The sequence below is a fragment of the Streptomyces cadmiisoli genome (assembly GCF_003261055.1).
GTDB classification, from domain to species: domain Bacteria; phylum Actinomycetota; class Actinomycetes; order Streptomycetales; family Streptomycetaceae; genus Streptomyces; species Streptomyces cadmiisoli.
In genome coordinates, this window is record NZ_CP030073.1 from 1,393,822 (window position 1) to 1,419,057 (window position 25,236).

The 25,236-nt window shown below is 72.3% G+C and carries 22 protein-coding genes and 1 pseudogene; 11 read left to right on the plus strand and 12 right to left on the minus strand.

Annotated elements, in window-relative coordinates:
- Positions 1–51: 51 nt before the first annotated feature.
- Positions 52–267, plus strand: a complete 216-nt coding sequence (locus DN051_RS05730) for a hypothetical protein (RefSeq protein WP_199314976.1) — start codon at positions 52–54, stop codon at positions 265–267.
- A 101-nt stretch (positions 268–368) separates the two neighbouring features.
- Here the strand turns inward: DN051_RS05730 and DN051_RS05735 are convergent, their stop codons facing one another.
- The 4 genes from DN051_RS05735 to DN051_RS05750 form a co-directional block, all read right to left on the minus strand.
- The gene (locus tag DN051_RS05735; RefSeq protein ID WP_053757030.1) at positions 369–611 is read right to left on the minus strand and encodes a DUF6411 family protein; all 243 of its coding nucleotides are present in this window, start codon (positions 609–611) and stop codon (positions 369–371) included.
- 207 nt (positions 612–818) lie between these two features.
- The gene (locus tag DN051_RS05740; RefSeq protein ID WP_112438145.1) at positions 819–1,796 is read right to left on the minus strand and encodes a lysylphosphatidylglycerol synthase domain-containing protein; all 978 of its coding nucleotides are present in this window, start codon (positions 1,794–1,796) and stop codon (positions 819–821) included.
- 303 nt (positions 1,797–2,099) lie between these two features.
- Positions 2,100–4,442, minus strand: a complete 2,343-nt coding sequence (locus tag DN051_RS05745; RefSeq protein WP_112438146.1) for a glycoside hydrolase family 65 protein — start codon at positions 4,440–4,442, stop codon at positions 2,100–2,102.
- Positions 4,439–5,179, minus strand: a complete 741-nt coding sequence (locus tag DN051_RS05750; RefSeq protein WP_053757033.1) for an HAD family hydrolase — start codon at positions 5,177–5,179, stop codon at positions 4,439–4,441. The genes DN051_RS05745 and DN051_RS05750 overlap by 4 nt, the downstream gene beginning before the upstream one ends.
- 185 nt (positions 5,180–5,364) lie before the next feature.
- Here DN051_RS05750 and DN051_RS05755 point away from each other — a divergent pair, with 185 nt between their 5' ends.
- The 4 genes from DN051_RS05755 (at position 5,365) to DN051_RS05770 (ending at position 9,852) form a co-directional block, all read left to right on the plus strand.
- A complete protein-coding gene (locus DN051_RS05755) occupies positions 5,365–6,009 on the plus strand; it encodes a nucleoside/nucleotide kinase family protein (protein WP_112438147.1) in 645 nt (214 codons plus the stop codon).
- A 566-nt stretch (positions 6,010–6,575) separates the two neighbouring features.
- Complete coding sequence (locus tag DN051_RS05760; protein ID WP_112442089.1) at positions 6,576–8,105, plus strand: glycosyltransferase family 39 protein; 1,530 nt, start codon at positions 6,576–6,578, stop codon at positions 8,103–8,105.
- A gap of 100 nt (positions 8,106–8,205) precedes the next feature.
- Entirely contained in the window at positions 8,206–9,126 is a 921-nt protein-coding gene (locus DN051_RS05765) for a MurR/RpiR family transcriptional regulator (protein WP_053757034.1), read from the plus strand.
- A 345-nt stretch (positions 9,127–9,471) separates the two neighbouring features.
- Positions 9,472–9,852, plus strand: a complete 381-nt coding sequence (locus tag DN051_RS05770; RefSeq protein ID WP_199314894.1) for a hypothetical protein — start codon at positions 9,472–9,474, stop codon at positions 9,850–9,852.
- A gap of 69 nt (positions 9,853–9,921) precedes the next feature.
- On the opposite strand, the gene DN051_RS05775 is transcribed toward DN051_RS05770, so the two are convergent.
- A complete protein-coding gene (locus DN051_RS05775; protein WP_053757035.1) occupies positions 9,922–10,272 on the minus strand; it encodes a winged helix-turn-helix domain-containing protein in 351 nt (116 codons plus the stop codon).
- A 131-nt stretch (positions 10,273–10,403) separates the two neighbouring features.
- Here DN051_RS05775 and DN051_RS05780 point away from each other — a divergent pair, with 131 nt between their 5' ends.
- Together DN051_RS05780 and DN051_RS05785 are read left to right on the plus strand one after the other, a co-directional pair.
- The gene (locus tag DN051_RS05780; protein WP_079000405.1) at positions 10,404–11,114 is read left to right on the plus strand and encodes an STAS domain-containing protein; all 711 of its coding nucleotides are present in this window, start codon (positions 10,404–10,406) and stop codon (positions 11,112–11,114) included.
- Positions 11,115–11,428: 314 nt separating this feature from the next.
- Positions 11,429–11,842: a Zn-ribbon domain-containing OB-fold protein gene (locus DN051_RS05785; protein WP_112438148.1), complete on the plus strand. Its 414-nt coding sequence runs from the start codon at positions 11,429–11,431 to the stop codon at positions 11,840–11,842.
- 108 nt (positions 11,843–11,950) lie between these two features.
- Here DN051_RS05785 and DN051_RS05790 read toward each other — a convergent pair whose 3' ends face one another.
- The 5 genes from DN051_RS05790 to DN051_RS05810 all read right to left on the minus strand — a co-directional run bounded on the left by DN051_RS05790 (position 11,951) and on the right by DN051_RS05810 (position 19,017).
- The gene (locus DN051_RS05790; RefSeq protein WP_112438149.1) at positions 11,951–12,334 is read right to left on the minus strand and encodes a PPOX class F420-dependent oxidoreductase; all 384 of its coding nucleotides are present in this window, start codon (positions 12,332–12,334) and stop codon (positions 11,951–11,953) included.
- 69 nt (positions 12,335–12,403) lie between these two features.
- A complete protein-coding gene (locus DN051_RS05795; RefSeq protein ID WP_053757038.1) occupies positions 12,404–13,582 on the minus strand; it encodes a MalY/PatB family protein in 1,179 nt (392 codons plus the stop codon).
- Positions 13,583–14,001: 419 nt separating this feature from the next.
- Complete coding sequence (gene nhaA, locus DN051_RS05800) at positions 14,002–15,882, minus strand: Na+/H+ antiporter NhaA (RefSeq protein ID WP_112438150.1); 1,881 nt, start codon at positions 15,880–15,882, stop codon at positions 14,002–14,004.
- Positions 15,883–16,021: 139 nt separating this feature from the next.
- On the minus strand, positions 16,022–16,711 hold the full coding sequence (locus tag DN051_RS05805; protein WP_053757039.1) for a DUF899 domain-containing protein: 690 nt from the start codon (positions 16,709–16,711) through the stop codon (positions 16,022–16,024).
- A gap of 242 nt (positions 16,712–16,953) precedes the next feature.
- Positions 16,954–19,017 carry a galactose-binding domain-containing protein gene (locus DN051_RS05810; protein ID WP_246040929.1) on the minus strand — a complete coding sequence of 688 codons (2,064 nt, stop codon included), beginning with the start codon at positions 19,015–19,017 and terminating at the stop codon, positions 16,954–16,956.
- Positions 19,018–19,324: 307 nt separating this feature from the next.
- Between DN051_RS05810 and DN051_RS05815 the strand changes: the two genes are divergently transcribed.
- Both DN051_RS05815 and DN051_RS05820 read left to right on the plus strand, forming a co-directional pair.
- On the plus strand, positions 19,325–20,155 hold the full coding sequence (locus tag DN051_RS05815; protein ID WP_053757041.1) for an SAM-dependent methyltransferase: 831 nt from the start codon (positions 19,325–19,327) through the stop codon (positions 20,153–20,155).
- Between the two features lie 116 nt (positions 20,156–20,271).
- Positions 20,272–21,645: a S1 family peptidase gene (locus tag DN051_RS05820; RefSeq protein WP_112438152.1), complete on the plus strand. Its 1,374-nt coding sequence runs from the start codon at positions 20,272–20,274 to the stop codon at positions 21,643–21,645.
- Positions 21,646–21,717: 72 nt separating this feature from the next.
- Here the strand turns inward: DN051_RS05820 and DN051_RS05825 are convergent, their stop codons facing one another.
- Positions 21,718–21,903: a hypothetical protein gene (locus DN051_RS05825; protein ID WP_053757043.1), complete on the minus strand. Its 186-nt coding sequence runs from the start codon at positions 21,901–21,903 to the stop codon at positions 21,718–21,720.
- 100 nt (positions 21,904–22,003) lie between these two features.
- Positions 22,004–23,164 (minus strand): ROK family transcriptional regulator, encoded by a 1,161-nt coding sequence (locus DN051_RS05830; RefSeq protein WP_112438153.1) that lies wholly within the window; start codon positions 23,162–23,164, stop codon positions 22,004–22,006.
- 163 nt (positions 23,165–23,327) lie between these two features.
- On the opposite strand from DN051_RS05830, the gene DN051_RS05835 reads away from it, so the two are divergent.
- Together DN051_RS05835 and DN051_RS05840 are read left to right on the plus strand one after the other, a co-directional pair.
- Positions 23,328–24,290 carry a carbohydrate ABC transporter permease gene (locus DN051_RS05835; protein WP_053757045.1) on the plus strand — a complete coding sequence of 321 codons (963 nt, stop codon included), beginning with the start codon at positions 23,328–23,330 and terminating at the stop codon, positions 24,288–24,290.
- Between the two features lie 18 nt (positions 24,291–24,308).
- Positions 24,309–25,226, plus strand: a pseudogene (locus DN051_RS05840) (carbohydrate ABC transporter permease).
- Positions 25,227–25,236 lie beyond the last annotated feature (10 nt).

Here is a 25,236-nt window from a genome sequence, read left to right on the forward strand (position 1 = left end):
TAGCCGGCGACCGGCTCCCCCGGTGCCCGCCCTTACAGTGCGGCTATGGACATGAAGTGCTCGCAGTGCCAGGCGGTCGGTCTGGAACCCGGCTTCATCGAGGACGCCGGCGAACACTCCAGGGGCTACGCGCGGTGGATACCCGGTCCCCTGCAACGCGGGATCTTCGGCGGCGCCAAGCGCTTCGGCCGCCCCCGCTACCAGATCGACGCCCACCGCTGCCCGGCTTGCGGCCACTTGGAACTCTTCGCACCCCGCGAGACCTGACCCGGGAGACCGAGCCGGAAGACCGACCGCGGGAACTGAACCGCGAGGTCCTGAACCCGCGCGGCTTCCGCCGCCGCACCGGGCGGCGGCGCGCCGGGCTGTCAGAACGGCAGTCGGCCTCGGGCCCGGCGGCCCGCGGCGCCACTGCGGCCGACCGCGCGGGAACTGGAGCTGAACGGCCTGCTCAGCAGCCGCCCCACCGGTCCGGGGGCCTTCGAACCGGCCCGGGCCCCGAAGCCCAGCGTGCGCTGCGCGCCGCTCTGCGGGCGCCTGGACAGACGCGGGACGAAGAAGGCGAGGACGGCGATGAGCACGCACACGCCGATGACGACGGCGATGACCACGGGAACCTCCCGGTTGCTCGGCTGCGGCCGACGGACCGTACGGCCCGTTTCGCCTCGCTTGCCCCGTCGGGCGAGCATCACGCCTGCCCGGGCCGGCGGTTCCGCGCGGACGTCCGGCGTTCCCGTCCCGCGCAGCGCCGCTTCCCCCAGGGGCTGCGCCTCGACCGGTTCCTGACGGGAGCCGCCGGGCGGGAACGCCCCGTGCGCTCACAGGGCCCTGCGCCGGACCAGCACCGCCAGCACCAGCAGGCCCGGCAACAGGGGTAGCCACACGGTCAGGAGCCGGTAGCCGAGGACCACGGAGGCCGCCGCCGCGCCCGGAGCCCCGGCCACGGTGAGCGCGAGGGCCAGGGCCGCGTCGAGCGAGCCCAGGCCGCCCGGGGTGGGCAGCAGCGCGGCGGCGGTACTGGCCGCCAGGTACACCAGGGCCACCCGGACGGGAGGCAGGGACAGGCCGACGGCCTGGGCGACGGCGATCACCACGAGGGCGTGCAGCGCGGCGAAGGCCAGCGAGCCGCCCCACAGGGCGGCGGCCCGGCGCGGCAGGGCGTGCACGGCACGGATGTCCGCCGTGACCCTCGCCGCCGCCGACCGGCACCGGGGCCAGAGCCGCGCCGTCGGCACGGCTGCCAGGCAGACCGCGGCGAGCCCGCCCGCGACGTAGGCGCCAGGGACCCGCGGCAGATGCAGCAGCCCCGGACAGGCGAGGGCGAGCACGACGATCAGGGTGCCGCGGACGATCCCGCCCGCCGCGGTCTTCACCGCGAGCGCGGTCAGCGACCGGGCGGCCGGCAGTCCGCAGCGCATCAGGAAGCGCAGGTTCACCGCGCCGGCGCCGAGGCCCGCGGGCAGGACGTGGTTGGCCGCCGAGGCGGCGAACTGCGCCGCGACCAGCCGCCCGGCGGGCAGCGGCTGCGCCACGGCGCCCTGCTGGGCGAGCGCCGAACAGAGCCAGGTCGTGACCACCGCCGCGGCGGCCGCCAGCAGCCACGGGTGGTCGGCGACGGCGAGCCGGCCGGCACCGGTCTCCAGCACGGGCCAGTGCCGCCGGGCGAGAACGACCGCGACCACCAGGACGGCGAGCGTGAGGAGAACCGGCCAGCAGGCGCGCACGCGGGCGGACGGGGTCCCGGACGGACCCGGGCGCGGTGGCCCGGCGCGGGTGACGCGCACGCCGTCGGTCATCGACCGGAACCTCCCCCCGCGGCTCACAGGGTTGCTGACATCCCTCACGGTCACGTGACCGGAGGGCGGAGACAGAGAGACGGGCAAGAAGGAGCAGAAGGCAGGCAGGCATCGGGAGGATCAAGGGAAACAGCGGGAAACAGCGGGAAACAGGAGGAAACAGGAGGTACGCCAACAGCGGGGAAAACAGGGAAAAACTAACCCACGTGGCGAGCGTCCGCAGCGCCGCTCGCACCCGAATGCCCGGCGGACCGCCCCCTCGGCGGCCCGCCGGTGTACCCGCACCGTTCGCCGGGCCCGGCGTCAGCGGGAGTTCGGCCTGCGGTGCGGGGGCTGGTCGGGTGCCGAACGCCGCGGCGTCGGAGGGACGGTGCGGACGACGGGACTGTCGGGCCGCACGGCGAGCGGTTCGCCGTGGTGGCTGATCGTCAGGGGGCGGCCGGCCGACAGGGAGTACGTGGCCTTGTCCGGGGCGATCTCCACCCGCAGCCGGCGGTCCAGGAACTGCACGGTGAACGCCAGCCGGCTGAACTGCTCGGGCAGCCGCGGTGCGAAGCGGAGCGTGCCGCCGTCGAGGCGCATACCGCCGAACCCGGCGACGAGCGCCGTCCAGGTGCCGGCCAGCGACGCGATGTGCAGCCCGTCGCGGGTGTTCTGCGCCAGGTCCGCCAGGTCCATCAGGGCCGCCTCGACGGTGTAGTCGTAGGCGAGGCCGAGGTGTCCGGCCTGCGCGGCGACGACGGCCTGGCAGCACGCCGAGAGCGAGGAGTCGCGGACGGTCAGCGGTTCGTAGTAGGCGAAGTTGCGGACGACCTGGTCGTCGTCGAAGTGGCTGCCGCAGGTGTACATCGCAAGGACCAGGTCCGCCTGCTTGACCACCTGCTTGCGGTACAGGTCGAAGTACGGGAAGTGCAGCATCAGCGGGTACCGGTCCGGTCCGGTCGCCGAGAAGTCCCAGCGCTGGTAGCGGGTGAACCCGGCGTGCTGCTCGTGGACCCCGAGGTCGTGGTTGTACGGGACGGTCATGGCGCCGGCCGCGTCCCGCCAGGCGGCGCTCTCCTCGTCGTCGACGCCGAGCACCGCGGCCCGTTCCGGGTGGCGCTCGACGACGTCGGCCGCGGCCAGCAGGTTCGCCCGTGCCATGAGGTTGGTGTACGTGTTGTCGTCGGCGACGGCGCTGTACTCGTCGGGTCCGGTGACACCGTCGACGTGGAAGGCTCCGGCATGGTCGTGGTGTCCGAGCGACCGCCACAGCCGGGCCGTCTCCACCAGCAGTTCGACAGCGGTGTCGCGTTCGAAGTCCGTGTCACCGGTGGCCGTGACGTAGCGGACCGCGGCGGCGGCGATGTCGGCGTTGACGTGGAAGGCGGCGGTGCCGGCCGGCCAGTACGCCGAGCCTTCCGAGCCCTCGATGGTCCGCCAGGGGAACGCGGCGCCGCGCAGGCCGAGCTGGGCGGCGCGCTCCCGTGCGGCGGGCAGGGTGTTCTGCCGCCAGCGCAGCGCCTCGGCGACGGCGCCGGGCGAGGTGTGGATCAGCAGCGGCAGTACGAAGGTCTCGGTGTCCCAGAAGGCGTGTCCGTCGTAGCCGGAGCCGGTCAGGCCCTTCGCGGGGATGGCCCGGCCCTCGGCGCGGGCGCCGGCCTGGAAGACGTGGAAGAGGGCGAAGCGGACCGCCTGCTGGATCTTTTCGTCGCCGTCCACCTCGACGTCGGCGCGCGACCAGAAGTCCTCGAGGTGGGCGCGCTGTTCGTCCAGCAGGCCCTGCCAGCCGCCGTGCGCCGCCGCCGCGAGCGCCGCCTCCACCTGGTCGCTCATCGCGGGCCGGGACCGGGCGCCGGACCAGCCGTGGGCGACCAGCTTCTCCACCCTCAGCCGCCGGCCCGGTTCGAGCACGGAGGTGACGGTCAGCCGGGCCACGTCGACGTTGCTCTCGCCGCTGGTCGTGGTGCCCTCGGGGCCGCTGACGACGTGGTCGGCGGCCACGGCGACGCGCAGGCCGCTGCGCCGGGTGCGGTGCACCAGGCGCAGCCGGCTGCCGACCGCGAAGTCCTCCTCCGGCTCCAGCGGCGACTTCAGGGCGCGGGCCGCGCGCGGGTCGCCGTCCGGTTCGGGCAGGCTCTCGTTGGCGACCAGCTCCGACTGGATCACCACGCGGGTCCGGCAGTCGACGGGCTCCACCTCGTAGGCCACGGCCGCGATCGCCCGCTGGGTGAGGGAGACCAGCCGGGTGGAGCGCACCCGGACCGTCGTACCGGCCGGCGAGGTCCACTCGCAGACCCGCTCCAGGACGCCCCGGCGCAGGTCGAGGGTGCGTTCGTGCGAGACGAGCCGTCCGTACCGCAGATCGAACGGTTCGTCGTCGACGAGCAGCCGGAGGACCTTGCCGTTGGTGACGTTGATGACGGTCTGGCCGGACTCCGGGTAGCCGTACCCGGCTTCCGCGTACGGCAGCGGATGCAGTTCGTGGACGCCGTTGAGGTAGCTGCCCGGCATGCCGTGCGGTTCGCCCTCGTCGAGGTTGCCGCGCCAGCCTATGTGGCCGTTGGACAGGGCGAACACGGATTCGCTCTGTGCCAGGACGTCGAGGTCGAGGTCGGTCTCCCGCACGGTCCACGGCTCCACGGCGTACGCCCCCTGTGTGATCACTCCTTGCCCCCCAGTTCGGCGAGGTCCCCCACCACGACGTCCGCTCCGTGCGCGTACAGCGCCTGCGCCTGTCCGGTGCGGTCGATGCCGACGACGTACCCGAAGTCGCCCGCGCGGCCCGCCTCCATGCCGGCCAGCGCGTCCTCGAAGACGGCCGCCCGCCCCGGCGGGACACCGAGGTCGCGGGCGGCGGCCAGGAAGGTGTCCGGACGCGGTTTGCCGGGCAGCCGGCGCTCGGCGGCGACCAGGCCGTCGATCCGCACCTCGAACAGGTCCTCGGCGCCGACGGCGCGCAGCACGTCGCGGCAGTTGGCGCTGGAGGAGACGATCGCGGTGCGCAGGCCCCGCGCGCGGGCCGCCTCGATGTAGCGCAGGGTGCTGTCGTAGGCCTCGACGCCGCCGGTGCGGATCTTCTCCAGGAGGAGTTCGTTCTTGCGGTTGCCGACGCCGTGCACGGTGGCCGCGTCCGGCGGATCGTCCGGCCGCCCGTCGGGCAGGTCGATGCCGCGCGAGGCGAGGAAGGTGCGGACGCCGTCCGCGCGGGGGCGGCCGTCGACGTACTCGTCGTAGTCGGCGACGGCGTCGAACGGCTGGAAACTCTCGCCGTCGCGTTCACGCAGGAAGGCGTCGAACGTCTCCTTCCAGGCGGCGGCGTGGACGGCGGCCGTCTTGGTGACGACCCCGTCGAGGTCGAAGAGGCAGGCCAGGATTTCTTCGGGAAGACCGAGCTCCGTCATAAGGACACGGTTCCCCGCCCCGCGCCGTCCAGCCGGTGGCGGGGGCCACACGGGCCGGATTCCCACCGGGTGGCGGCAGCGGGACGGCGGGGCGCCTGCCCGGGCGGCCGCCGTTCCGTGCCGCGGCCGGTCGCGCGGTGTCCCCGGGCGCCGTCGCGGCGCACCCGGATGACACACTCTCCCGTGTGCCGGTGACCTTCGACGACCTCCTGGCCCGCGCCCGGGGCCTGGCAGCCGACGGCCGGCGGGCCGTTCTCGGTGTGGCCGGCAGCCCCGGCGCGGGCAAGACCACGCTCACCGAACGTCTGGTGCGGGAACTGAACGGCACGGGCCGGGCGTGGGCGGCGCATGTGCCGATGGACGGCTTCCACCTCGCGGACACCGAACTGGACCGGCTGGGCCGCCGGGACCGCAAGGGGGCACCTGACACCTTCGACGCGGCCGGGTACGCGGCGCTGCTGCGACGGCTGCGCGAGGAGGCCGACGGCGAGGAGACCGTGTACGCGCCCGGCTTCGAACGCGTCCTGGAGCAGCCGATCGCGGGTGCGGTGCCGGTGCCGCCGGCCGCCCGTCTGATCGTGACCGAGGGCAACTACCTGCTGCTGGGGACCGGGGCGTGGGCGCGCGTGCGCGCGCAGTTGGACGAGGTGTGGTTCTGCGAACTCGCCGAGCCCGAGCGGCTCCGCCGCCTGATCGCCCGTCACGAGGCGTTCGGCAAGGACCCGGCGGGGGCCCGGGCGTGGGCGCTGGGTCCGGACCGTCGCAACGCCGAACTGGTGGCGTCGACACGAGACCGGGCCGATCTGGTCGTGTCCACGGACCGGGTGTGAGCGTTCGGGCCTCCGGCCTCGACCCGGGTTCCGCGTAGGCGTCGCCCGCCGGTTCGCGGAGCGGGGCGGTGAACGCCTCTGCAGGGCGGGGGTGTGCGGGGCCTCCGTCCGGTGCGAGGTGCGTCGGCACCTGCCCGGTCGAGTCGGCGACGACCGCGTCGTACGCGTCCGGTGGCCGGGAAGCCGTGCAACGAGCCGTGCCGGTGGGGTGGATACGGGCCGGTCCGCCGTGTCCGCGGGGCAGGCCCGGCCGCGCGTCGGACCGGCCGCGGCGCGGTGACCGACCCGGGCATGAACGACGGGTCCGGCCGAATCGCGTTGAACCCAGGCACATCGCGATCCGTACCCCACTGCACGGCGGACGGTCCGCCGGTAGGACCTCCGAAGCCGTGCCGCCCTCACCGGCCGGAGCGGATGGGAGAGTTGACGCCGTGCCGCGGGCTCCGGATCGCTCCCCGCGCCCCGCGGACGACGCCCGCGAGGGCCGGACGACGGCGCGCGTCCCGCGCCGGATCGGCCGCGGGCGGTGGACGGCGCCGCTGCTCGCGGCGCTGCTCCTGGGCCAGATGGCCGTCGCCCTGGTGACCTGCGCCGTGCAGCAGACGCCGACGATCGACGAACCGGTGTACGTGGGCGCGGCGGTCCAGTACCTGCGCGAGCACGAGGTGCGGCTCAACCCGGAGCATCCGCCGCTGGGCAAGCTGATCGTCGGTGCCGGCGTCGCGCTCGCCGAGCCGCGGCAGGACCCCTCGTTCGAGGGCGGCCAGTCCGCCCTGGGGCGGCACCTGCTGTACGAGGCCGGGAACGACCCCTGGCGGCTGATGCTGTTCGCCCGGCTGCCGGTGATCGTGCTGACGCTGCTGTTCGGGCTGGTCGTCCTCGTCTTCGCCCGGGAACTGGCCGGCACGGCGGGCGGACTGGTGGCTCTGGCCCTGTACACGCTGTCGCCGGACGTCGTCGCGCACGGCTCGCTGGCCACGCTGGACGTCCCGGCGGCCGGGTTCCTGCTGACATCGGTGTGGCTGCTGTGGCGGGCCCGGCTCCGTCCGTGGCGGTACCTGCCGCTCGCGGGCGCTGCGCTCGGGGCGGCCCTGGCGACGAGGATGAGCGCGCTGGCGGCCGTACCGGTGCTGCTGGGGCTCGCCGCGCTGTCGACGCGGTGCACCCGGGCCGGGCCGAGGGCGCTGCTGAAGGGCGTCGCACTGACGGCGCTGGCCGCAGTCGCCGTCGTGTGGGCGGCGTACCTCACGGTCGATCCGCGGTTGCGCTGGGCACCCCAGCAGCACGTGCCGACGGTGCGCGGGCTGCGCGGCCATCTCGTGGACCTGCTGCCGTTCCCGGAGGCGTACCGGGACGGGATGCGCATCCAGTTCGGGCTGGAGAACAAGCCGTGGCGCGGCTTCCTGCTCGGCCGCCGCTACACGGGTTCCCTCTGGTACTACCTGCCGGTCGCGCTGCTGGTGAAGACCCCGCTCGGCACGCTCGTCCTGTGGACGGCCGGGGCCGTGACGACCGTGGCGGTACCGCGGCTGCGCGCGGCCGCCCTCTATGTGCTCGCCCCCGCGGCCGTGCTGCTGGCGGCGGCCGTGCAGGGCTCCCGGGACCTCGGTACCCGGTACGCCCTCTTCCTGCCGATGTTCCTCGCCGTGGCGGCCGGTTGTGTCCTCGCCGCCAGGTGGCGACGGGTACCGGCCGTGACGACCGCGCTGGTGATCCTTGTGGCGGTCAGCTCCCTGCGCACCTTCCCCTACTACCTGCCGTACTCCAACGAGGCGTTCGGCGGCCCCGGAAAGACGCGGCTGCGGCTGCACGACTCCAACGTGGACTGGGGTCAGGACCTCGGCCGGCTCGCCGACCGGCTGCGCGAGCGCCACGGTGGCGAGCGGATCTGGCTCGTGTACAAGGGCAGCGGGGTGCCCTCCCACTACGGCATCGAGGCGGCCGATCCGCTGCGGGTGCCCGCCGCCCGGGTGCGCGGGCTGCTGGTCGTGTCGGACTCGGCGGCGGCCACCGCGACGGGGCGGCTGGCCGATCTGATCGCGAGCAGCAGGCCGGTCGACGAGGTCGGGCACTCGATCACCCTCTACCGCCGTTGAACAGAGCCTGGAGGGCGTGCGCGACCAGTGCCGTGCGGCCCTGTCCGCCACTGTCCGTGAGCTATGTTGAAGCTCCGTGGGAAACAAAGGAGGCGCACCGGTGCCATCGCCTCAGCAGGCACGCGCACAGGCATCCGCGATCACCTCTGGGAAGGCCGCTCCGGAAACGGGGGCTGCCCCGACCTCCCAGCTCAGGGAGCTTTTCGATCGGCCTCGTCTGTCGCCGGGGCAGCGGCGCATCGCGCAGTACCTGATCGAGCACATCACCGAAGCGGCGTTCTTGTCGATCACCGACCTCGCCGACCGGGTCGGCGTCAGCCAGCCGTCGGTGACCCGGTTCGCCGCGGCGGTGGGCTTCAGCGGCTACCCGGCGCTGCGGGAGAAGCTCCAGGCCATCGCCCTCGGCACGTTCGCGGGCGGCGGCGCGGCCGAGGAGGAGCGCGGCAACGAACTCCAGGCCGCGGTGGACGCCGAGATCGAGAACCTGGAGAACCTCCGGCGGGACTTCGCCGACCCGGGCCGGCTCATCGAGGTCGGCCGCGAACTGTCGGAGTCGACGCCGCTGACGGTGCTGGGTCTGCGCATCTCCGTGTCCCTGGCCGAGTACTTCGCCTACGCCGCACGCCGTATCCACCCCGATGTGCGGCTGGTGACCCGCGGCGGCAGCGTGGCCTACGACGCGCTGCTCCAGTCCCGCGAGGCGGGCGGCACCTGGGTGCTGGCCTTCTCACTGCCCCGGCACGCCCAGGAGACGCTGGCCGCGGTGCGTCAGGCGCGCGGCGCCGGGCTGCGCGTCGCCGTGATCACCGATCTGGCGCTCGGCCCCGTGGCCGACGAGGCGGACGTCACCTTCGCCACCGGGACGGGCTCGCGGCTGGTCTTCGACTCCTACGCCGCACCCGGAGTGATGGCGGCGGCGCTGCTCCAGGCCATGACGGACGCCGACCCGGAGCGCACACAGGCCCGGCTGGAGGCGTACGAGCAGGTCTCGGACCAGCACCACTTCTTCCTGCGCGACTGACAGGCAGCCACCTTCGTCCTGCCGAAAGGCAGCACAAAGGGATCTTTCACATCAGAACGCGCATGAATGTTTTCATACGTCTTGCAAAGCGAACGGCATATATAAATACTGCTCGCGGATCCGCACCCGCCCGATGAGAGCCGACCGTCCGCCCATGCGCATGCCGCACACTCCACCGCGCCGGCGACGACCGCTGTCGACGGGCTCCCACACGGACACCCGAAGCCGTCGTCCCCTACCCATGACGGTGCCCGGGGTGTTCGCACGGGGCGGCCCCGGTCATCCCCTGGGCCGGGGCCGCCCGACTCGGTCGCACCACCCCTGCGACACAGCACACCGGAAGCGATGATCATGCCTTTGACGTCCACTCGCATCAGCCCGGACTGGCCGTGCCAGGTCAAGACGCCCGGCAGCTACGACTGGGAACGCTCGGCGGTCCGCTGGCTGCGCGAGCTGGTGCCGGCCCGCTACGCCGGCTATCCGGCCCTGATCCGCCACCCCGTACTGCTCGCCCGCCACGCGCACATCCAGGTCCAGCACGAGATACGGGTGGCGCGCACCGCGCTCCAGACCGCGCGGGCCGACCTGCCGAGGCTCGGCATGCCGGAGTCGGTCATCGAGCACACGATCAAGCTGTACGCCGCCGAGGTGCTCCAGCTCCAGCACATCGCACGCAGCGTGCGTGCGGTCACCGAGGCACTCGTGGAGCACAACTCCGGTCGCTGATCCGGGCCGTGGCCCTCGCACCGCCCGGACGACGCGTCACGTCCCGGGCGAGCACGCGCGGACGGGCGCTCAGCCCTCGCGGCCGACGGCCGGGCCGTCCGCCGAACCCCGCGCGCGATGCACCTCGTCCCGGACGAGCAGCCCCAGCAGGGAGGCCACGGTCAGCCCCGCCTCCGCCGGATGACGCAGCACCTTGCTCGGCTCGATGCGGTACGAGTTGCTGCGCCCCTCGCGCCGGTGCGACAGGTAACCGGCCTGCTCCAGATCGGCGATGATCTTCTGCACGGCCCGCTCGGTCAGCCGGCAGTGCGCCGCGATGTCCCGCACGCGCGCGTTGTGATCGTCGGCGATGGCGGCCAGCACCCGGGCATGGTTGGTGATGAAGGTCCATCCGGTATGCGGCTCAGGCACTCCACCCATGCGCCAATCATAGGACCGGGGGTTCCCGCATACAAAAACGCGAAATCGATTTCGCGTATCGCTTGACGTATTCCGGTCCGGGTCGGAGTCTGGAGGGGACGACAGGCAGGAGTGTCGAAGGAGAGTCGGCCATGCCGGAGCCTGCGTTCTCGGCGCAGTCCCCCCAGGGGGACCCTCCCGCCCGCACGGGAACGGACGGCACCTCCGCGGTTCGCAGGCCGCGGCCGCTGTCGATCGGCCTCCGCGCCGACGGCACCCGCACGGTCGTGGTGGTGCGCGGGGAACTCGACCTCCAGCTCGCCGATGAACTGCACGCCGCCCTGCGCGCGGCGCTCACGGGGGCGCCGGACGGCGTGGACCTGGACCTCGGCGGTGTGGGCTTCTGCGACTGCTCGACCCTCAATGTGCTGCTCGCCCTGCGCGAACAGGCCGTCGCCGAGGGCAAGTCGGTGACGGTGCGGGCCCTCGGCCCCGTCGTCGAGCGGCTGTTCACCCTGACCGGCACGCTGCCGCTGTTCCTGCCCGCCGGCCCCGACGGCACCGGTGAGCACTCCCTGGGCGCCGAGGTCGTCCAGCTGCGCCGGGCCATGCTGACCCGGCCCACCATCGATCTGGCCCGCGGGGTCCTGATGGCCACGTTCGGGCTGAGCCCGCAGGACGCCTGGCACGTGCTGGTGACGGTCTCGCAGAACACCAACACCAAACTGCACCGTCTCGCCGAGGACCTGGTGACGGCCGTGCAGGGCGAGCCGCTGTCCGAGCCGGTGCGGCGCGAGGTGGCCGACGCGGTGGACCGCCTGTCCTCGCTCACCGAGGAACCGGGCGAGCCCGACGGCGCCTGACCCGGGCCACCGGCCCTCCGCCCTCGACTCCCCCAACTCCTGCACTGCGTGCCATGCAACGGGGTGCGACGCCATCGGGGCCGACCCGCACCGCCGGGACACTCGGCACGGCCGACCGGATCCACCGGGGCGCACCGCACGAGCCCGATCCCACGAGCGGGACTCGATTCCAATTTGATGGTACGGAGTATCTTTACGAGTGGCACTGAGTGCCATACGCTGTGGCCGTGCACGGTGGCACATCGAGCCGGGCACATGCGTGCGCGGTGCGCCGCGCACGCGGATTTCCGGCCGAGCGCAGGGAGTTGACCAGCGTGTACCACCACTCAGGAAGCGTCGCCCAGCAGTCGTCCGGTTCCGCGGCGGGCGTCCTCGAACCCACGTCCCACGACCCGGACGCGATGCACTTCCAGCGCTGCGCCTGGTGCGGCACCGCCATGTACCACCGTCTGCTGTGTCCGGTCTGCCAGGGCAGCGACCTGCACAGCGAACGCAGCGAGGGCATCGGCACGGTCCGCCACAGCACGGTGGTCAACCGCAACACACCCGCCGCGCGCAATGTGTCGCTGATCGAGATGGCGGAGGGGTTCGTCGTGCGGGGCCGGGTGATGGGGCCGCCCGTGGGCATCCACAGCGGCGACCGGGTACGGCTGTCGACGACGAAGGACCCGGTGCGCGGCGAGCCGGTGTTCCAGCTGGTCGACAAACCGTACCGGGCCTGGACCTGATCCGCCGGGCGGCGGCGCCCGGACCTGACCGGCGGCTCGCCGTCCGCGCATCGAGCGGGACCTCGGCCCGCCCGGACGGACTCCGGGCGGGCCGAGGTCCCCGGAGAGTCACCCCAGTGTGACCCGGATGCCGACGGTGCCCTTCACGCCGCGCCGCAACCGGCTGCCGAGCAGCGTGAGCCGGCCGACGAGGCCGTACTTGCGGGCGATGAGGGTGCGGTAGCGCGCGGTGGTCGCCGCGTCGACGACCGCCGCGGTGGCCGGCACCGGATCCCCGGTCGGGTTGCCGCGCAGGTCGCAGGGGCCGACGAGGACGTCCGCGCGGTTGCGTACCCGCTTGACCTTCCAGGAGTCGGCGGTCGTCCAGACGCCGAGCGCGTCGCCGTCCCGCACCACCCAGACCGGAGTGGGCACGCCGGTCCCGTTCTTGCGATAGCTGGTCACCAGCAGGTACTTGCCCGCGCCGAGGCGGTCCAGCGACGTGTCGTCCATCCCGTGAGTCTAGGGCGTGTCGCGAGGGTCCCGCCCGCCCGGCGACGCCCCGGGCGGCCGGTCCGGCGGTCACTCCAGAACGGCCGCCATCCGCCGTACCGCCTCCGTGAGCACCTCGGGTGCGGTGGCCAGGTTCAGCCGGACATGGCCCGCCCCGCCCGTGCCGAACGGAAGGCCGGAGTTGAGGGCGACCCGGCCCCGGTGCAGGAAGACCTGGGCCGGGTCGTCGCCCAGGCCGAGGGCGCGGCAGTCGAGCCAGGCGAGGTAGGTGGCCTCGCCCGGGCGGTGCACGATCCCCGGCAGATACTCCGCCAACAGGTCCGACAGCAGGCTCCGGTTGTCGTCGAGGCCCGCCAGCAGGGCGTCCAGCCAGGCGTTCCCGTCGCGCAGGGCCGCGCTGTGGGCGATGACGCCGAGATGGCTGGGGCCGTGGCTGACCTCCTCGGGCAGCCGGGCGAGATCGGCGCCCGCGGCCGGCCCGGCGATGGCGAGGGCCGCCTTGAGCCCGGCCAGGTTCCACGCCTTGGACGCCGACATCAGCGACAGCCCGCTCTCGCCGCCCGGGACGCTCAGATACGGCACGAAGTCGGCTCCGTCGAGGACGAGCGGGGCATGGATCTCGTCGGCGACCACCCGCACGCCGTACCGCTCGGCGAGGCGTGCCACGGTGGACAGTTCCTCGGCGGTGTGCACGGTGCCGGTCGGGTTGTGCGGGCTGCACAGCAGGAACGCGGCCCGCCGTCCGTCCGCGACGGCACGCCGGAACGACTCCTCCAGGGTGCCGGGGTCGATCCGCAGGTCGGGGCCGAGCGGGGCCTGCGCCACCTGCCGGTCCATGTGCGTCACGAACTCGAAGAACGGCGGATAGACGGGGGTGTTGACCACCACCGCGTCCCCCGGCCCGGTCACCAGCTTGATCATCTCCACCGCGCCGAGCATCACGTCCGGCACGATCGCGGTGCGCTCCACCGCGAGTCCGGCCCAGCCCCAGCGCTTCCCGGCGAAGTCGGCCAGCGCCTCGGCGTAGGCGGTGCCCGCCGGGTAGCCCGTGTCGCCGAGCGCCAGCGCGTCGGTGACCGCGCGCACCACGGGTTCGGCGAGCGGTACGTCCATCTCGGCCACCCACAGCGGAAGCACGTCCTCGGGGTAGGTGCGCCACTTCATGCTCGTACGGCGCCGAAGAGTGTCCAGGCCGAGGGCGCGCAGCGGGTTCGGTTCACCGGACGTCTCGTGCGGGATCCTGGTCATGGGCCCAAGATAGGGGGCCGCGGTGCGACCGGGAATCGGTGGGACGCCCGGGGCGGTACGTCGGTGTGGGCCCGGTTGTCGCCGTGCGGGCCGGCCGGGCGCGGACGAGGCCGGTGCGGTGTCACCGTGCGTGATCCGTCCCCTGCGTGACGACACGTCACGGACCAGGACCGACGACGACCGGCACCGGCCTCGATCGAGCGTTGGGCAGGCCTTGCACCTGCATCTCCCCGCAGGAAGCAGGGCGTCTTGCCTTGGACCACCAACGCGGGCCGCCACCCGTGCCGGGCGGCGTGCTCGAGTCCGACGCTAACGCAGGGACGTCCGCCGCGCGCGGCGGTGCCGCCGATCGGGTGAGGCCCCCGGCGGGCCCGCCCGGCGCGCCGGGGGGACGGGGGGACGGCACGGGCTGCCTTCCCCTAGGCGGCGACGGCGGCTCGTTCGCGGGCGGCTCGGACCGCCGCGGACAGGCTCTCGACGTCGTAGGCGCCGTGGTGCCTGCGGCCGTTGACGAAGAAGGTGGGCGTCCCGACGACGCCGCTGAGGTCGGCCGACTCGGCGTCCTCCGCGACCCGTACGGCGCCCGCCCTGGCGCGCAGGTCCCGTTCGAAGCGTTCGGGGTCGAGTCCGAGGTCAGCCGCGTACCCTCGCAGGTCGTCGAACCGGAGCGCGCCCTGATGGCTGATCAGCACGTCGTGCATGTCCCAGAACCGGCCCTGCAGTCCGGCCACTTCGGCGGCCTCGGAGGCGAGCTGGGCGTGCACGTGCACATCGGTCAGGGGCAGGTGCCGCCACACGTAGCACAAATCCCGGAAGTCGCCGAGCAGCTCGCGGACGACGGTTTCCGCCCGCCCGCAGTGCGGGCACTCGTAGTCGCCGTACTCCACCAGGGTCACCGGGGCGTCGCGCGGGCCGCGGAAGTGGTCCCGGTCCGGGTCGACGGGTACCGCCAGGTCGATGATCATGTCTGCCTCCCCCACCAGCGCCCGCAGCCGCACCCGCCGCGGCAGCAGACCGATCAGCGCCGTGACGGCCTGGCTGAGGACGAAGGAGCACACCACCGCCGCGAGGATGCCGATCTTGGCGTCCTCCAGCCGGGTGCCGTCGAAGGCGAGGGTGGCGATCAGCAGCGAGACCGTGAACCCGACCCCGGCCAGGGTGCCCGCCGTGATCAGGGCGCCCCAGCCGACCGGCAGCTGGATCCGGCCCCGGCTCAGGAAAGCCGCCAGCGCGGACGCCCCGACGATGCCGATCGGCTTGCCGAGGACGAAGGCGACCAGGATGCCCAGCGTGACGGGTGAGGCGAAGGCCCGCGCGAGCTCCTCGCCGCCGACCGGGATCCCGGCGTTGGCCAGGGCGAACAGCGGGACGACGACATGGCTGGTCCACGGGTGGTACATGCGCTGGAGCCGGTCGTTCGGTGAGATCGCCGAGGCGATCCCCTCGCGCACCAGGCGCTCCAGCTCCGGTGTGGGCTGCTCGCGGAACAGCCGGAACAGTCCGGTCGCGTGTTCCAGGTCCGAGCGCGAGGCGGGGTAGGCGTAGGTGATCAGTCCCATCGCGAGTCCGATGACCACCGGGTCGACTCCGGATTCGAGCAGCGCGATCCAGGCGACGAGGGCCAGCAGCGCGTACACGACGCCCCGGGTGATCCCGTACCGCCGGAACACCAGCACCGTCACGAACACGCCGACCGCCGTCAGCAGCGCGGGCACCGAGATGCGGTCGCTGTAGGCGACGGCGATCACGGCGAGGGCCAGGAAGTCGTCGATCACCGTGAGCGAGAGGATGAGGACCCGCAGGCCCGGCGGCATCCGGCGGCCGACGACGGCCAGCATGCCCAGGGCGATGGCGGTGTCGGTGGACATGGCCGCACCCCAGCCCTGCGCCGTCTCCCGGCCCGCGTTGATCACCAGGTAGAGGGCGACCGGCACGAGCATGCCGCACACGCCCGCCGCGATCGGAAGGGCGAGCTGTCTGCGGTCGCGCAGCTCGCCCATGTCGAACTCACGGCGCGCTTCCAGGCCCACGACGAAGAAGAACAGCGTCATCAGCCCGCTGTTGACCCACTCCCGCAGTTCGAGGGAGATGCCGTAGGAACCGGCCTCGACCGACAGGTGGGTCCGCCAGAACGCCTCGTAGTCCGCGAGCGCCACGTTGGCCCACACGAGGGCCACGACGGCCGCCGCCACCAGCACGGCGGCGCTGCCGGTCTCGGTGCGCAGGAAGTCGCGCAGCGGGGAATGCGATTCGGCCTCGGACGCGGTCTGCGCCGTGAAGTCACCGGCTGGCATGGACATGGACGGATCCTCGGTCACTCAGGTCTCGCTCGCCCACGGTGTCACATCCGGGGCACGGCCTCCGCCGCCGCGCCGGAGCGATGGCGGGCGGGACGGCCGGCGACCGCCTCCGTCGCCGGCCGGCGGAGCGGCCCGGCGTTCACCCGGTCGGCTCCGCCCGCTCGGTGGTGCCGTACTCGTCGTGCCAGTTCCACCACTCGTAGGGCGGGGTCTGGGGATAGCCCTCGGGTGAGTCCTCCCAGGTCTCCTGCCGTCCCAGCGCGGTCATGTCGAGATAGCTCCACGTGCTGCCGAGCGCCTCGTCGCCGCGGGCGTTGATGAAGTACGTGCGAAAGACCCGGTCGCCGTCGCGGATGAACGCGTTGGTCCCGTGCCACTCGTCCACACCGAAGTCGGTGTCGAAGCCGTCGGTGATCGTGTACCAGGGCATCGACCAGCCCATCCGCTCCTTGACCCGTTCGATCTCCGGCTGAGGGGCCCGCGAGGCGAGGACGAGGGTGGTGTCGCGGGCGTTGAGGTGGGCGAGGTTGCCGATGTGGTCGGCCACCATGGAGCAGCCGGGGCAGGCGTGGTCGGGCCAGCCGGTCACACCGGGCTCGAAGAAGGCGCGGTAGACGACGAGCTGGCGGCGCCCGTCGAACAGGTCCGGCAGACTCCGCCTGCCGCCGGGCCCGTCGAACGCGTACTCCTGTTCCACGGCCTGCCACGGCATCCGCCGGCGTTGGGCGGCCAGGGCGTCACGGGCCCGGGTCAGCTGCTTCTCCGCCTGGAGGAGCCGCGAGCGGGCTGCGTCCCATTCCTGCGGCGAAACGATCGGGGGTGTCTTCATGCCGGTGCCGCCTTCGTCCTCGAGTCCGGTCCGGGCCCCGCGCCGGGCGGGCGGGAGGGCCGGGCGCCCTCGGCGCCCTCGATTCCAGGGTCGGACGCGGTCGGCCCGGGCGCACCCCGGTGAACCGCGCACGGACCCCGGTGGGCCGAGGCCGGGCGCCGGCCGTCGGTCCGTCGACATGACTACGGCCGCGACGAGGGTTCCCCCTCGTCGCGGCCGCGGGCCGGCGGTGGTGAGCCGTGTCAGCCGCTGTGGACGCCCACTTCGTACAGCGAGTAGCCCCAGTCGGTGCCGCGGTCCAGGCCGTGGACGCGGACGTGGCGGGCCGGTGTGCCGGGGAAGACGGCCGTGTCGAGGCCCCCGTCGCCGGTGGTGGTGGACCAGGCGGTCTGCCAGTTCACGCCGTCGGTGGACAGCTCGACGCGGTACGCCTTCCCGTAGGCGCGTTCCCAGTCGAGCGTGACCCGCCCGACCCGATGGGTGGCGCCCAGGTCGAGGCTCAGCCACTGGTCGTCGTTCCAGTCGCTGGCCCAGCGGGTGTCGCGGCTGCCGTCGGCGGCGCGGTGCGGCGCGTAGCTGGTGAACGGGTTCCACTCCGCGGAACTGGCCGTGGCCGTGGATCCCTGGGCGAGGTTGACCGCGGACCGGTGGCGCTCGGAGGCGCCCCAGGTGTCGAGGTAGGACTCGGCGCCGCGGAACAGGTCGTCCACCACGTCCTGGCCGCCGACCCGCCGGATGTCCTCGATCCAGTCCGGGACGAGGCCGTAGTGGGCGGCTCCGTCGGTGTTCAGGTCCCAGGTGCGCTGCCCGGTGGTCTGCCGGTCGAGGACCGAGCCGCCGTCGACGCTGCGGAACGGGTAGGTGACGGGGTTGCCGGTGTCCGTGCCGCGCGGGGCGGGCCAGCCGCCGACGCCGTTCATGTCGGTTCCGTAGCCGTAGCCCACGCCGTACTTCTCGCGCAGCGCGTCCGTGCGCCGGGCCTCCGCGCTGAACTCCTCGGACCCGTGCATGTACTGGGCGATGAAGCCGCCGAGGCCGTAGACCCGTTCGGTCCAGTTCAGGTCCATCCAGCTGTGCGAGGAGATCACGCCGGGGTACGACTCGGACTCGAAGATGTCCAGCGCCCGGCCGGTGGCCTTGACGCTCATGTGGTCGATCTCCAGCATCATCTTGCGTTTCATCATGCCGCGCACGGCGTACTCGCCGAGTTCGGTGAGTCCTCTGACGTTGCACTGGGCGTCCTCGTCGTACGAGGGGACCTCCACTCCCGCGGGGAGTTCGTCCTCGGCCCCGGGAGCGGCGGCGGCGCCGATGGGGTTGTCGTGCTGGGGGCCGGTGCACCGCTCGGTCCGCCAGAAGGTGCCGGTCGACAGGAACTGCCCGACGTTGATGGCCGTTCCCAGACCGCCCGAGTCGAAGCGGACCCCGCACAGCGCGTTGTCGAACTTGTGGCAGAGGAACATGCTGCGCACGCCCAGCGCGTGCAGCTCGTCCAGCCCCTTGTCGATGTCCTCCTTGCTGCACTGGGCGATGTCCAGGATCTGCTTGCAGCCGAACGGCTCGGAGGTCTCGACGCCCAGGACGACCGCCAGCTTGCCCTGCTCGACGACCGAGCGGGCCTGCGCGCTGTCGGTGACGATCCGGAACCAGCCCTTACCGGGGCCGCCGTACATCTTGTCGACGTAGGCCTGGAGGTCGTAGGTCAGCTTCGCCTGGAGGCGGATGGAGGTCATCTCGTCGCAGCTGCGGTCCTTGAAGAAGTACACCGAGCAGATCACGCCGTTGGTGACGAGGTCGTTGACCATCACCCGCTGGCCGCCGCGCCAGGCGCGCTCGACCCAGGCGTAGTAGTTCTGCTGGTGGGTCAGCGAGTCGTGCGCGGGCCAGTCCTTGAAGGTGGGCCAGCCGACCGGGTCGTGCCGGCCGTCACCGCCGTTGGTGATGAAGTCGAAGATCGCGAGCGAGCCGTCCGGGTAGTGCTCGGGGCAGTCCTTGAGCGCGTCGGCGATCCCCGCCTCGGAGAAGGTCTTGCCGCAGATCAGCCGACCGCCGAAGGCCTCGTTGGACATCAGGTGGTTGTGTGCGTCGACGAAGCCGCGCACCTCGCCCTGCGCGTCGGTGCCCTTGAACGGCTCTCCGGTGACATTGATCCCGGAGTCCGGCGCGGGCCGCGCCGTGGGCGTGTACCAGTCGTTCGACGCGGCCGAACTCGGCGTGGGGCCGAGCGTCATGGCCAGCACGAACAGCAGCAGGGACAGCAGGGCGACGTCTTTGCGTCTGCGGTACGGGCGACGAGCCAGGGTCACTGTCCACGTCCCTCGGTCGGCGGGTGGGGCGCGGTCGCTGAACCAAGCCGTCCGGGGGTCGGTGCACCACACCCATGGGTTTGTCATGACCGGCGCAATTATGCGAAGAGGATCGTCACCCGCGCACGCAGAGTCAAGACCTTCGCCGGACGGACCTCCGCCCGGACGCCGGCCACCGCCCGGAGCAGGCCGAGGACAAGGAAATCCCCGCCGTCAACAGGATCAACTCCGCGGTCCGGATTGTTTCTTGACACCCCACCGGGAATCATCGTGATCCGAACACCAGGCACCCCCAGGAGCTGATTCCGTGACCGACAACCCGCCACCCCAGGACGATCTGGTCCAGTCCCTGCGCGAGCGCATCAACACGACCCAGCCGCACACCGCTCGGATCTGGAACTACTGGCTGGGCGGCAAGGACAACTACGAGGTCGACCGGGCCGCCGGCGACCAGATCCGGCAACTGCACCCCGGCATCGGGGACTACGCCCGCGCGGACCGCCTGTTCCTCGGCCGCGCCGTGCGCCACCTCGTCTCCGACGTCGGCATACGCCAGTTCCTGGACATCGGCACGGGGCTGCCGACCGCCGACAACACCCACGAGGTCGCCCAGCGCATCGCCCCCGACACCCGGATCGTGTACGTCGACAACGACCCGCTGGTCCTGGCGCACGCCCGCGCGCTGCTCACCAGCACACCCGAGGGAAGCACCGACTACCTCGACGAGGACCTCCGCAACGTCGACGCGATCCTCGAACACGCCGCCAAGAGCCTGGACCTCAGCCGGCCGGTGGCGCTGATGCTGCTCGGCGTCGTCATCTTCGTCCCCGACGACGAGGACCCGTACGCCCTGGTCCGGCAGCTGGTCGACCGGCTGCCGGCCGGAAGCCATCTGGTCCTGTCGCACACCGTCACCTCGCCCGCCATGCCCGACGTGGACGAGGCGGTGAAGTTCTGGAACGAGCACGGCACACCGAAGCTGACCCAGCGCACCCCCGAGCAGGTGACGCGCTTCTTCGACGGGCTGGACCTGCTGGAGCCCGGGGTCGTGTCGTGCTCGCGCTGGCGTCCGGACGGCGCCGACGGCGCCGAGCCGGAGGAGGTCGCGATGTTCGGCGGCGTGGCCCGCAAGAATTGAGCCGATCGCCCTCGGCGTGAACGCCGCCGCACCCCGGCACGTATGGAGGGAGGGCGCTCAACCCCCTGGGCGCCCCGCGGTGTTGCCGCCGCGCGTACGGAGTTCGGGAGCCATGCATGAGGCACGCACGACGACGGATCGTCCGGCGGGCGACACGGCTGGCGGCGGTCGGCGGACTCCTGCTCGGGGCGGGGATGGTCACCCAGGCCGTGGCGAGCGAGCCCTCGGGCTCCGCCGGGGTGCCGAACGCGTCCGTCCGGTCGGCCGCGGGCACGGGCGAGGACCTCGTGGAGCGGCTCGGCAGCGACCGGACGGCCGGTACCTGGATCGGCTCCGACGGCCGGCCGGTCGTCGCGGTCACCGACGCGGACACGGCGGCCGAGGTCCGGCGGTCGGGGGCGGCCGCCAAGCTCGTGCGGCACAGCATGCGCGAGCTGAAGTCGGCCACGGCGACGCTGCGTTCGGCGCCTCGGGTGAGCGGCACGGCATGGCTGCTGGACTACCGGACCAACGAGGTGGTGGTGCGCGGGGACAGCACCGTCTCGGCCTCCGCGTGGGCGGAGCTGACCGGCGTCGCGGACGGCATCGGCGCGTTCGTGCGCATGGAGCGCACGGACGGTTCGTTCACCACGCGGATCAACGGAGCCCAGGCGATCCTGTCGACCGCCGGGCGCTGTTCCGCGGGCTTCAACGTCACCGACGGGCGGACCGACTTCATCCTCACGGCCGGGCACTGCGGGCCCGAGGGCTCCGTCTGGTTCGCCGACGGCCGGGGCGACCGGGAAGTGGGCAGGACCGTGGTCGGCAGCTTCCCCGGCGACGACTACTCGCTGGTCGAGTACACGGGCGGCCGGGCCGGTGCGGGCGCCGACGTGGTGGCCGTGGGCGACGGGCAGGGCGTGCGGATCACGGGTACCGGCGCGGTCTCGGTCGGACAGCGGGTGTTCCGCAGCGGCAGCACCAGCGGGCTGCGCGACGGTGAGGTGACCGGGGTGGACGCCACGGTGAACTATCCCGAGGGCACCGTCACCGGTCTCATCGAGACGAACGTGTGCGCCGAACCCGGGGACAGCGGCGGGCCGTTGTTCTCCGAGGGTGTCGCGCTCGGGGTGACCTCCGGGGGCAACGGGGACTGCGACGCCGGGGGGACGACCTTCTTCCAGCCGCTGGACAAGCCCTTGTCCGAGCTCGGCGTACAGCTGATCACCGCGACGCCGCCGGGCGGGGAGCAGGACGCCGGCCCCGCGCCCTCCGCCGCCGGATCCGGAAGCGGTGCGGCGCCTCCGGACGCGGCAGGGCCCGGGGTGTCCGCCCCGGTGTCCGGGGAGGACGTCTCGAACCTGCTGTCGCGGCTCGCGGATCCGGCGAACGTCGGCCCCGGCCTGCTGGTCATCGGGGGCAGTCTGATCGCGCTGGTGGCCACGCGGTGGATCCGGACGGAACAGGACCGCAGGGCCTACCAGCGGCACTACTCGGCCACATGGGGGTGACGAGGAGGTCCGGGGGCCGTCGGGCCGGAGAGCACCGGCCGGGCGGACCCTTCCGGGGTCCGGCGACGCCGGTCAGGCGGCCTGCGCCGACTGCGGCGCCGCGGCGGCCCACTCCATGACGAGGCGCTGGTACTCCTCGCGCTGTTCGGTGCTCAGTGTCCCGCCCGACCGGCGCCACAGCGCCCGGATCTCCTCGTTGACCTCCGCGGCCGATCGCTCGGTAGCGGCTTCAACACTGGTGGACATGGTGTGAAGCATACGGCTGCCGAGGTGAAGGCGCCGTGAGTAATCACGAGCTAATCGGACATATCGGGCCGTGTCCCTGATCACGTCCATCTCTCAGAACCCACCGGGGAGTTCAGACGTCCGCGGCACCCAGCACGAGCACCTGGATGGCGAGAACGGCCGCCCCGCGCGCCCAGTCGTGGAAGTCGGACACCCTGGTCTCCAGCTCGACCGGAGTGGCCAGGGGATGCCGGCGGGCGCGGACGGTGTCCTCCACCGTGTTCCCCGCCACACCCATCAGACCGACCCCCTCACCGGCGAGCAGGATCTTCTGCGGCATGGCGAAGTTGGCGATGTGGGCGACGAGGGTGCCCAGGGCCACAGCGGCCTCGTCGACGACCCGGGCGCACATCGGCTCCCCCTCGACGGCGAGGCCGAGGATCTCCTCGTAGCTGTGCTCGCGTCCGGTGGCCGCCCGGATCTGGTAGCGGATGTTCGGAATGGTCAGCAGGGAGACGGCGCTGCCGCGCTCCCCGTCGGGAGTGAGCGGACCGTCGGGGTTGATGATCCAGTGCCGGCCGAAGCCGCGGTCCTCCTCGGCGTACGGCACCCGCTTGCCGCCCAGGACCAGCCCGTAGCCGATACCGGCGCCGATGGTCAGGACGACGAAGCGGTCGAGGCCGCGGCCGGCGCCGAACCAGGTCTCGGCCTCGACGAGGGCCGCCACGTCGTTCTCCACGACGACCGGCAACCCCGTCCGCTCCTGGACGAGTTCGGCGAGCGGCACGTCGCGCCACCCGAGGAACGGCGACTCCCCGACCACGGCGCGGTCCTCCACGAGACCGCCCACACCGATGCCGATGCCCGCGAGCCGGGGGTGGCGGTCGGCCAGTTCCTCGGCCATCTCGCCCAGCAGGTCCACGACCCCGGCGGGCTCATGGGACGTCACGGGGCGGTCGCAGCGGGCGACGATCTCGCTTCTGAGCGTGGTCACCACGCCGTAGACCATGTCATCGGTGATCTTGAAGCCGATGAAGGAGCGGGACTCGGCGACGACGTCCAGCGGCTGAGAGGGGCGGCCCTGGCGCGTCTCGGCCGGTCCGCCCGCCTCCGGCACCTCGACGAGCAGGCCCGACTCGATCAGCGGTTTGGTGAGCCTGGTGAGGCTGCCCGCGGACAGGTCGAGGCGCCGGGCGAGTTCGGTGCGCGACAGGGGGCCGGCGAGGAGCACCTCGATCGCCACGGAGCGTTCACCGGGGCTGAGCGGAAGCCAGCTGGCGGCTACTGCGGTCATGGTCGTCAGGCTCCCACATGATTTTTTTCTCTTCGAAACCAACCAGACCATTCTATGGCGTCGACGCGGCTGGAAAAAGATGTTCCCCCGCCTCTTGACGGCTTGATTCTTCCGCCACAAAAGTAAGTGGCCGAGGACGAGCCGCAGACGAGGGAGTCTCCCGATGACCATCGCGTCCAGCAGCCCTCCGTCGCTGCCACTGAGCGGCGCCGAGGGGGCAGGCAGCAAACCGAGGGCCCGGCGGGCGGCGGCCCGCGAGAACCGAGGGGACGGGCGGCTCGCCGCGGTGTTCATCGCACCCGCGCTGCTCGGCTACACGGTGTTCCTGCTGTGGCCGACGCTGCGAGGCATCTATCTGAGCTTCACCCGCTTCAACCTGCTCACGCCCGCTGAGTGGGTGGGCCTGGACAACTACGTACGGATGGTCCACGACCCGATCTTCTGGGACTCGCTCGCGGTCACCGTGGAGTACGTGGTCATCAACATCGGTGTGCAGACGGTGGCGGCCCTCGCCGTCGCCGTGCTCCTTCAGCGGCTCACACAGTCGGCGGTGCTGCGCGGGATCGTGCTCACGCCGTATCTGATGTCCAACGTCGTCGCGGGCATCGTCTGGCTCTGGATCCTGGACACCCAACTCGGCATAGGCAACGAGATCATCGCCGGGATCGGCCTCGACCGGATCCCGTTCCTCGCCGACGAGACCTGGGCGATCCCGACGATCGCCCTGATCAACGTGTGGCGGCACGTCGGATACACCGCCCTGCTGCTGTTCGCCGGACTGATGGCGATCCCGAACGACATGTACGAGGCGGCGAAGGTGGACGGCGCGAGCGAATGGCGCATGTTCCGCCGGATCACGCTGCCGCTGCTGCGGCCGGTCCTGGCGGTCGTGCTGATCATGACGGTCATCGGCTCGTTCCAGGTGTTCGACACGGTCGCCGTGACGACCGCCGGCGGTCCGGCGAACGCCACGAACGTCCTTCAGTACTACATCTACGGCGCCGCGTTCGGCCGCTTCCAGTTCGGGTACGCCTCGGCGATGTCGGTGGCCCTGCTGGTCGTGCTGAGCGCGATCACCGTCCTCCAGTACCGGCTCACCCGGGCCGGCCAGAGCGACCTCGGCTGAGGGAAGGGAGACACCGACATGGCTGCCGTGGCAGACACCACGCCCGTACGGCGCGTCAGGCGCAGACCCACCTTCGGGCGGGTCGTGGCCTGAGCGGTGATGGCCTCGATCGTGCTCATCACCCTGCTGCCCTTCTACTGGATCCTGCGCACCGCGCTGTCCTCCAACACCGCGCTCGCCGTCCGTCCCGGCGACGTGCTGCCGGTCGACCCGACGACCGGGGGCTTCGAACGGGCCCTCGGCCTGCAGTCGACCGAGGAGGCCATCGCCCAGGGCGGATCGGGTGGCGGGCTGGAGTTCTGGCGCTATCTGGTCAACTCGGTGATCGTCTCGACCCTGATCACCGTGTGCCAGATCTTCTTCTCCGCCATGGCCGCCTACGCCTTCGCCCGGCTGCGCTGGCGCGGACGGGAGACGGTGTTCGGGCTGTTCCTGGCGGGGCTGATGGTGCCGGCGATCTTCACGCTGCTGCCGAACTTCGTCCTGATCAAGCAACTCGGCTTGGTGGACACCCTGTTGGGGGTGGCCCTGCCCACGATGTTCATGACGCCGTTCGCGGTGTTCTTCCTGCGCCAGTTCTTCATGAACGTGCCCCGTGAGGTGGAGGAGGCCGCTCTGCTGGACGGGGCCGGGAAGATCCGGATCTTCTTCCGCGTGATGCTGCCGATGGCGTCCACGCCCGTCCTCACGCTGGGGCTGCTGACGTACATCACCGCCTGGAACGACTACTTCTGGCCGCTGATGGTGTCCTACAGCGACAGCTCGCGGGTGCTCACCGTGGCACTGGCCATCTTCCGGGCACAGACACCGCAGACGGGCTACGACTGGTCCGGCCTGATGGCGGCCACCCTGATCGCCGCCCTCCCGATGCTGGTGCTGTTCGGCTTCTTCGCACGCCGCATCGTCAGCTCCATCAGCTTCACCGGAATCAAGTAAGGGGACGGGG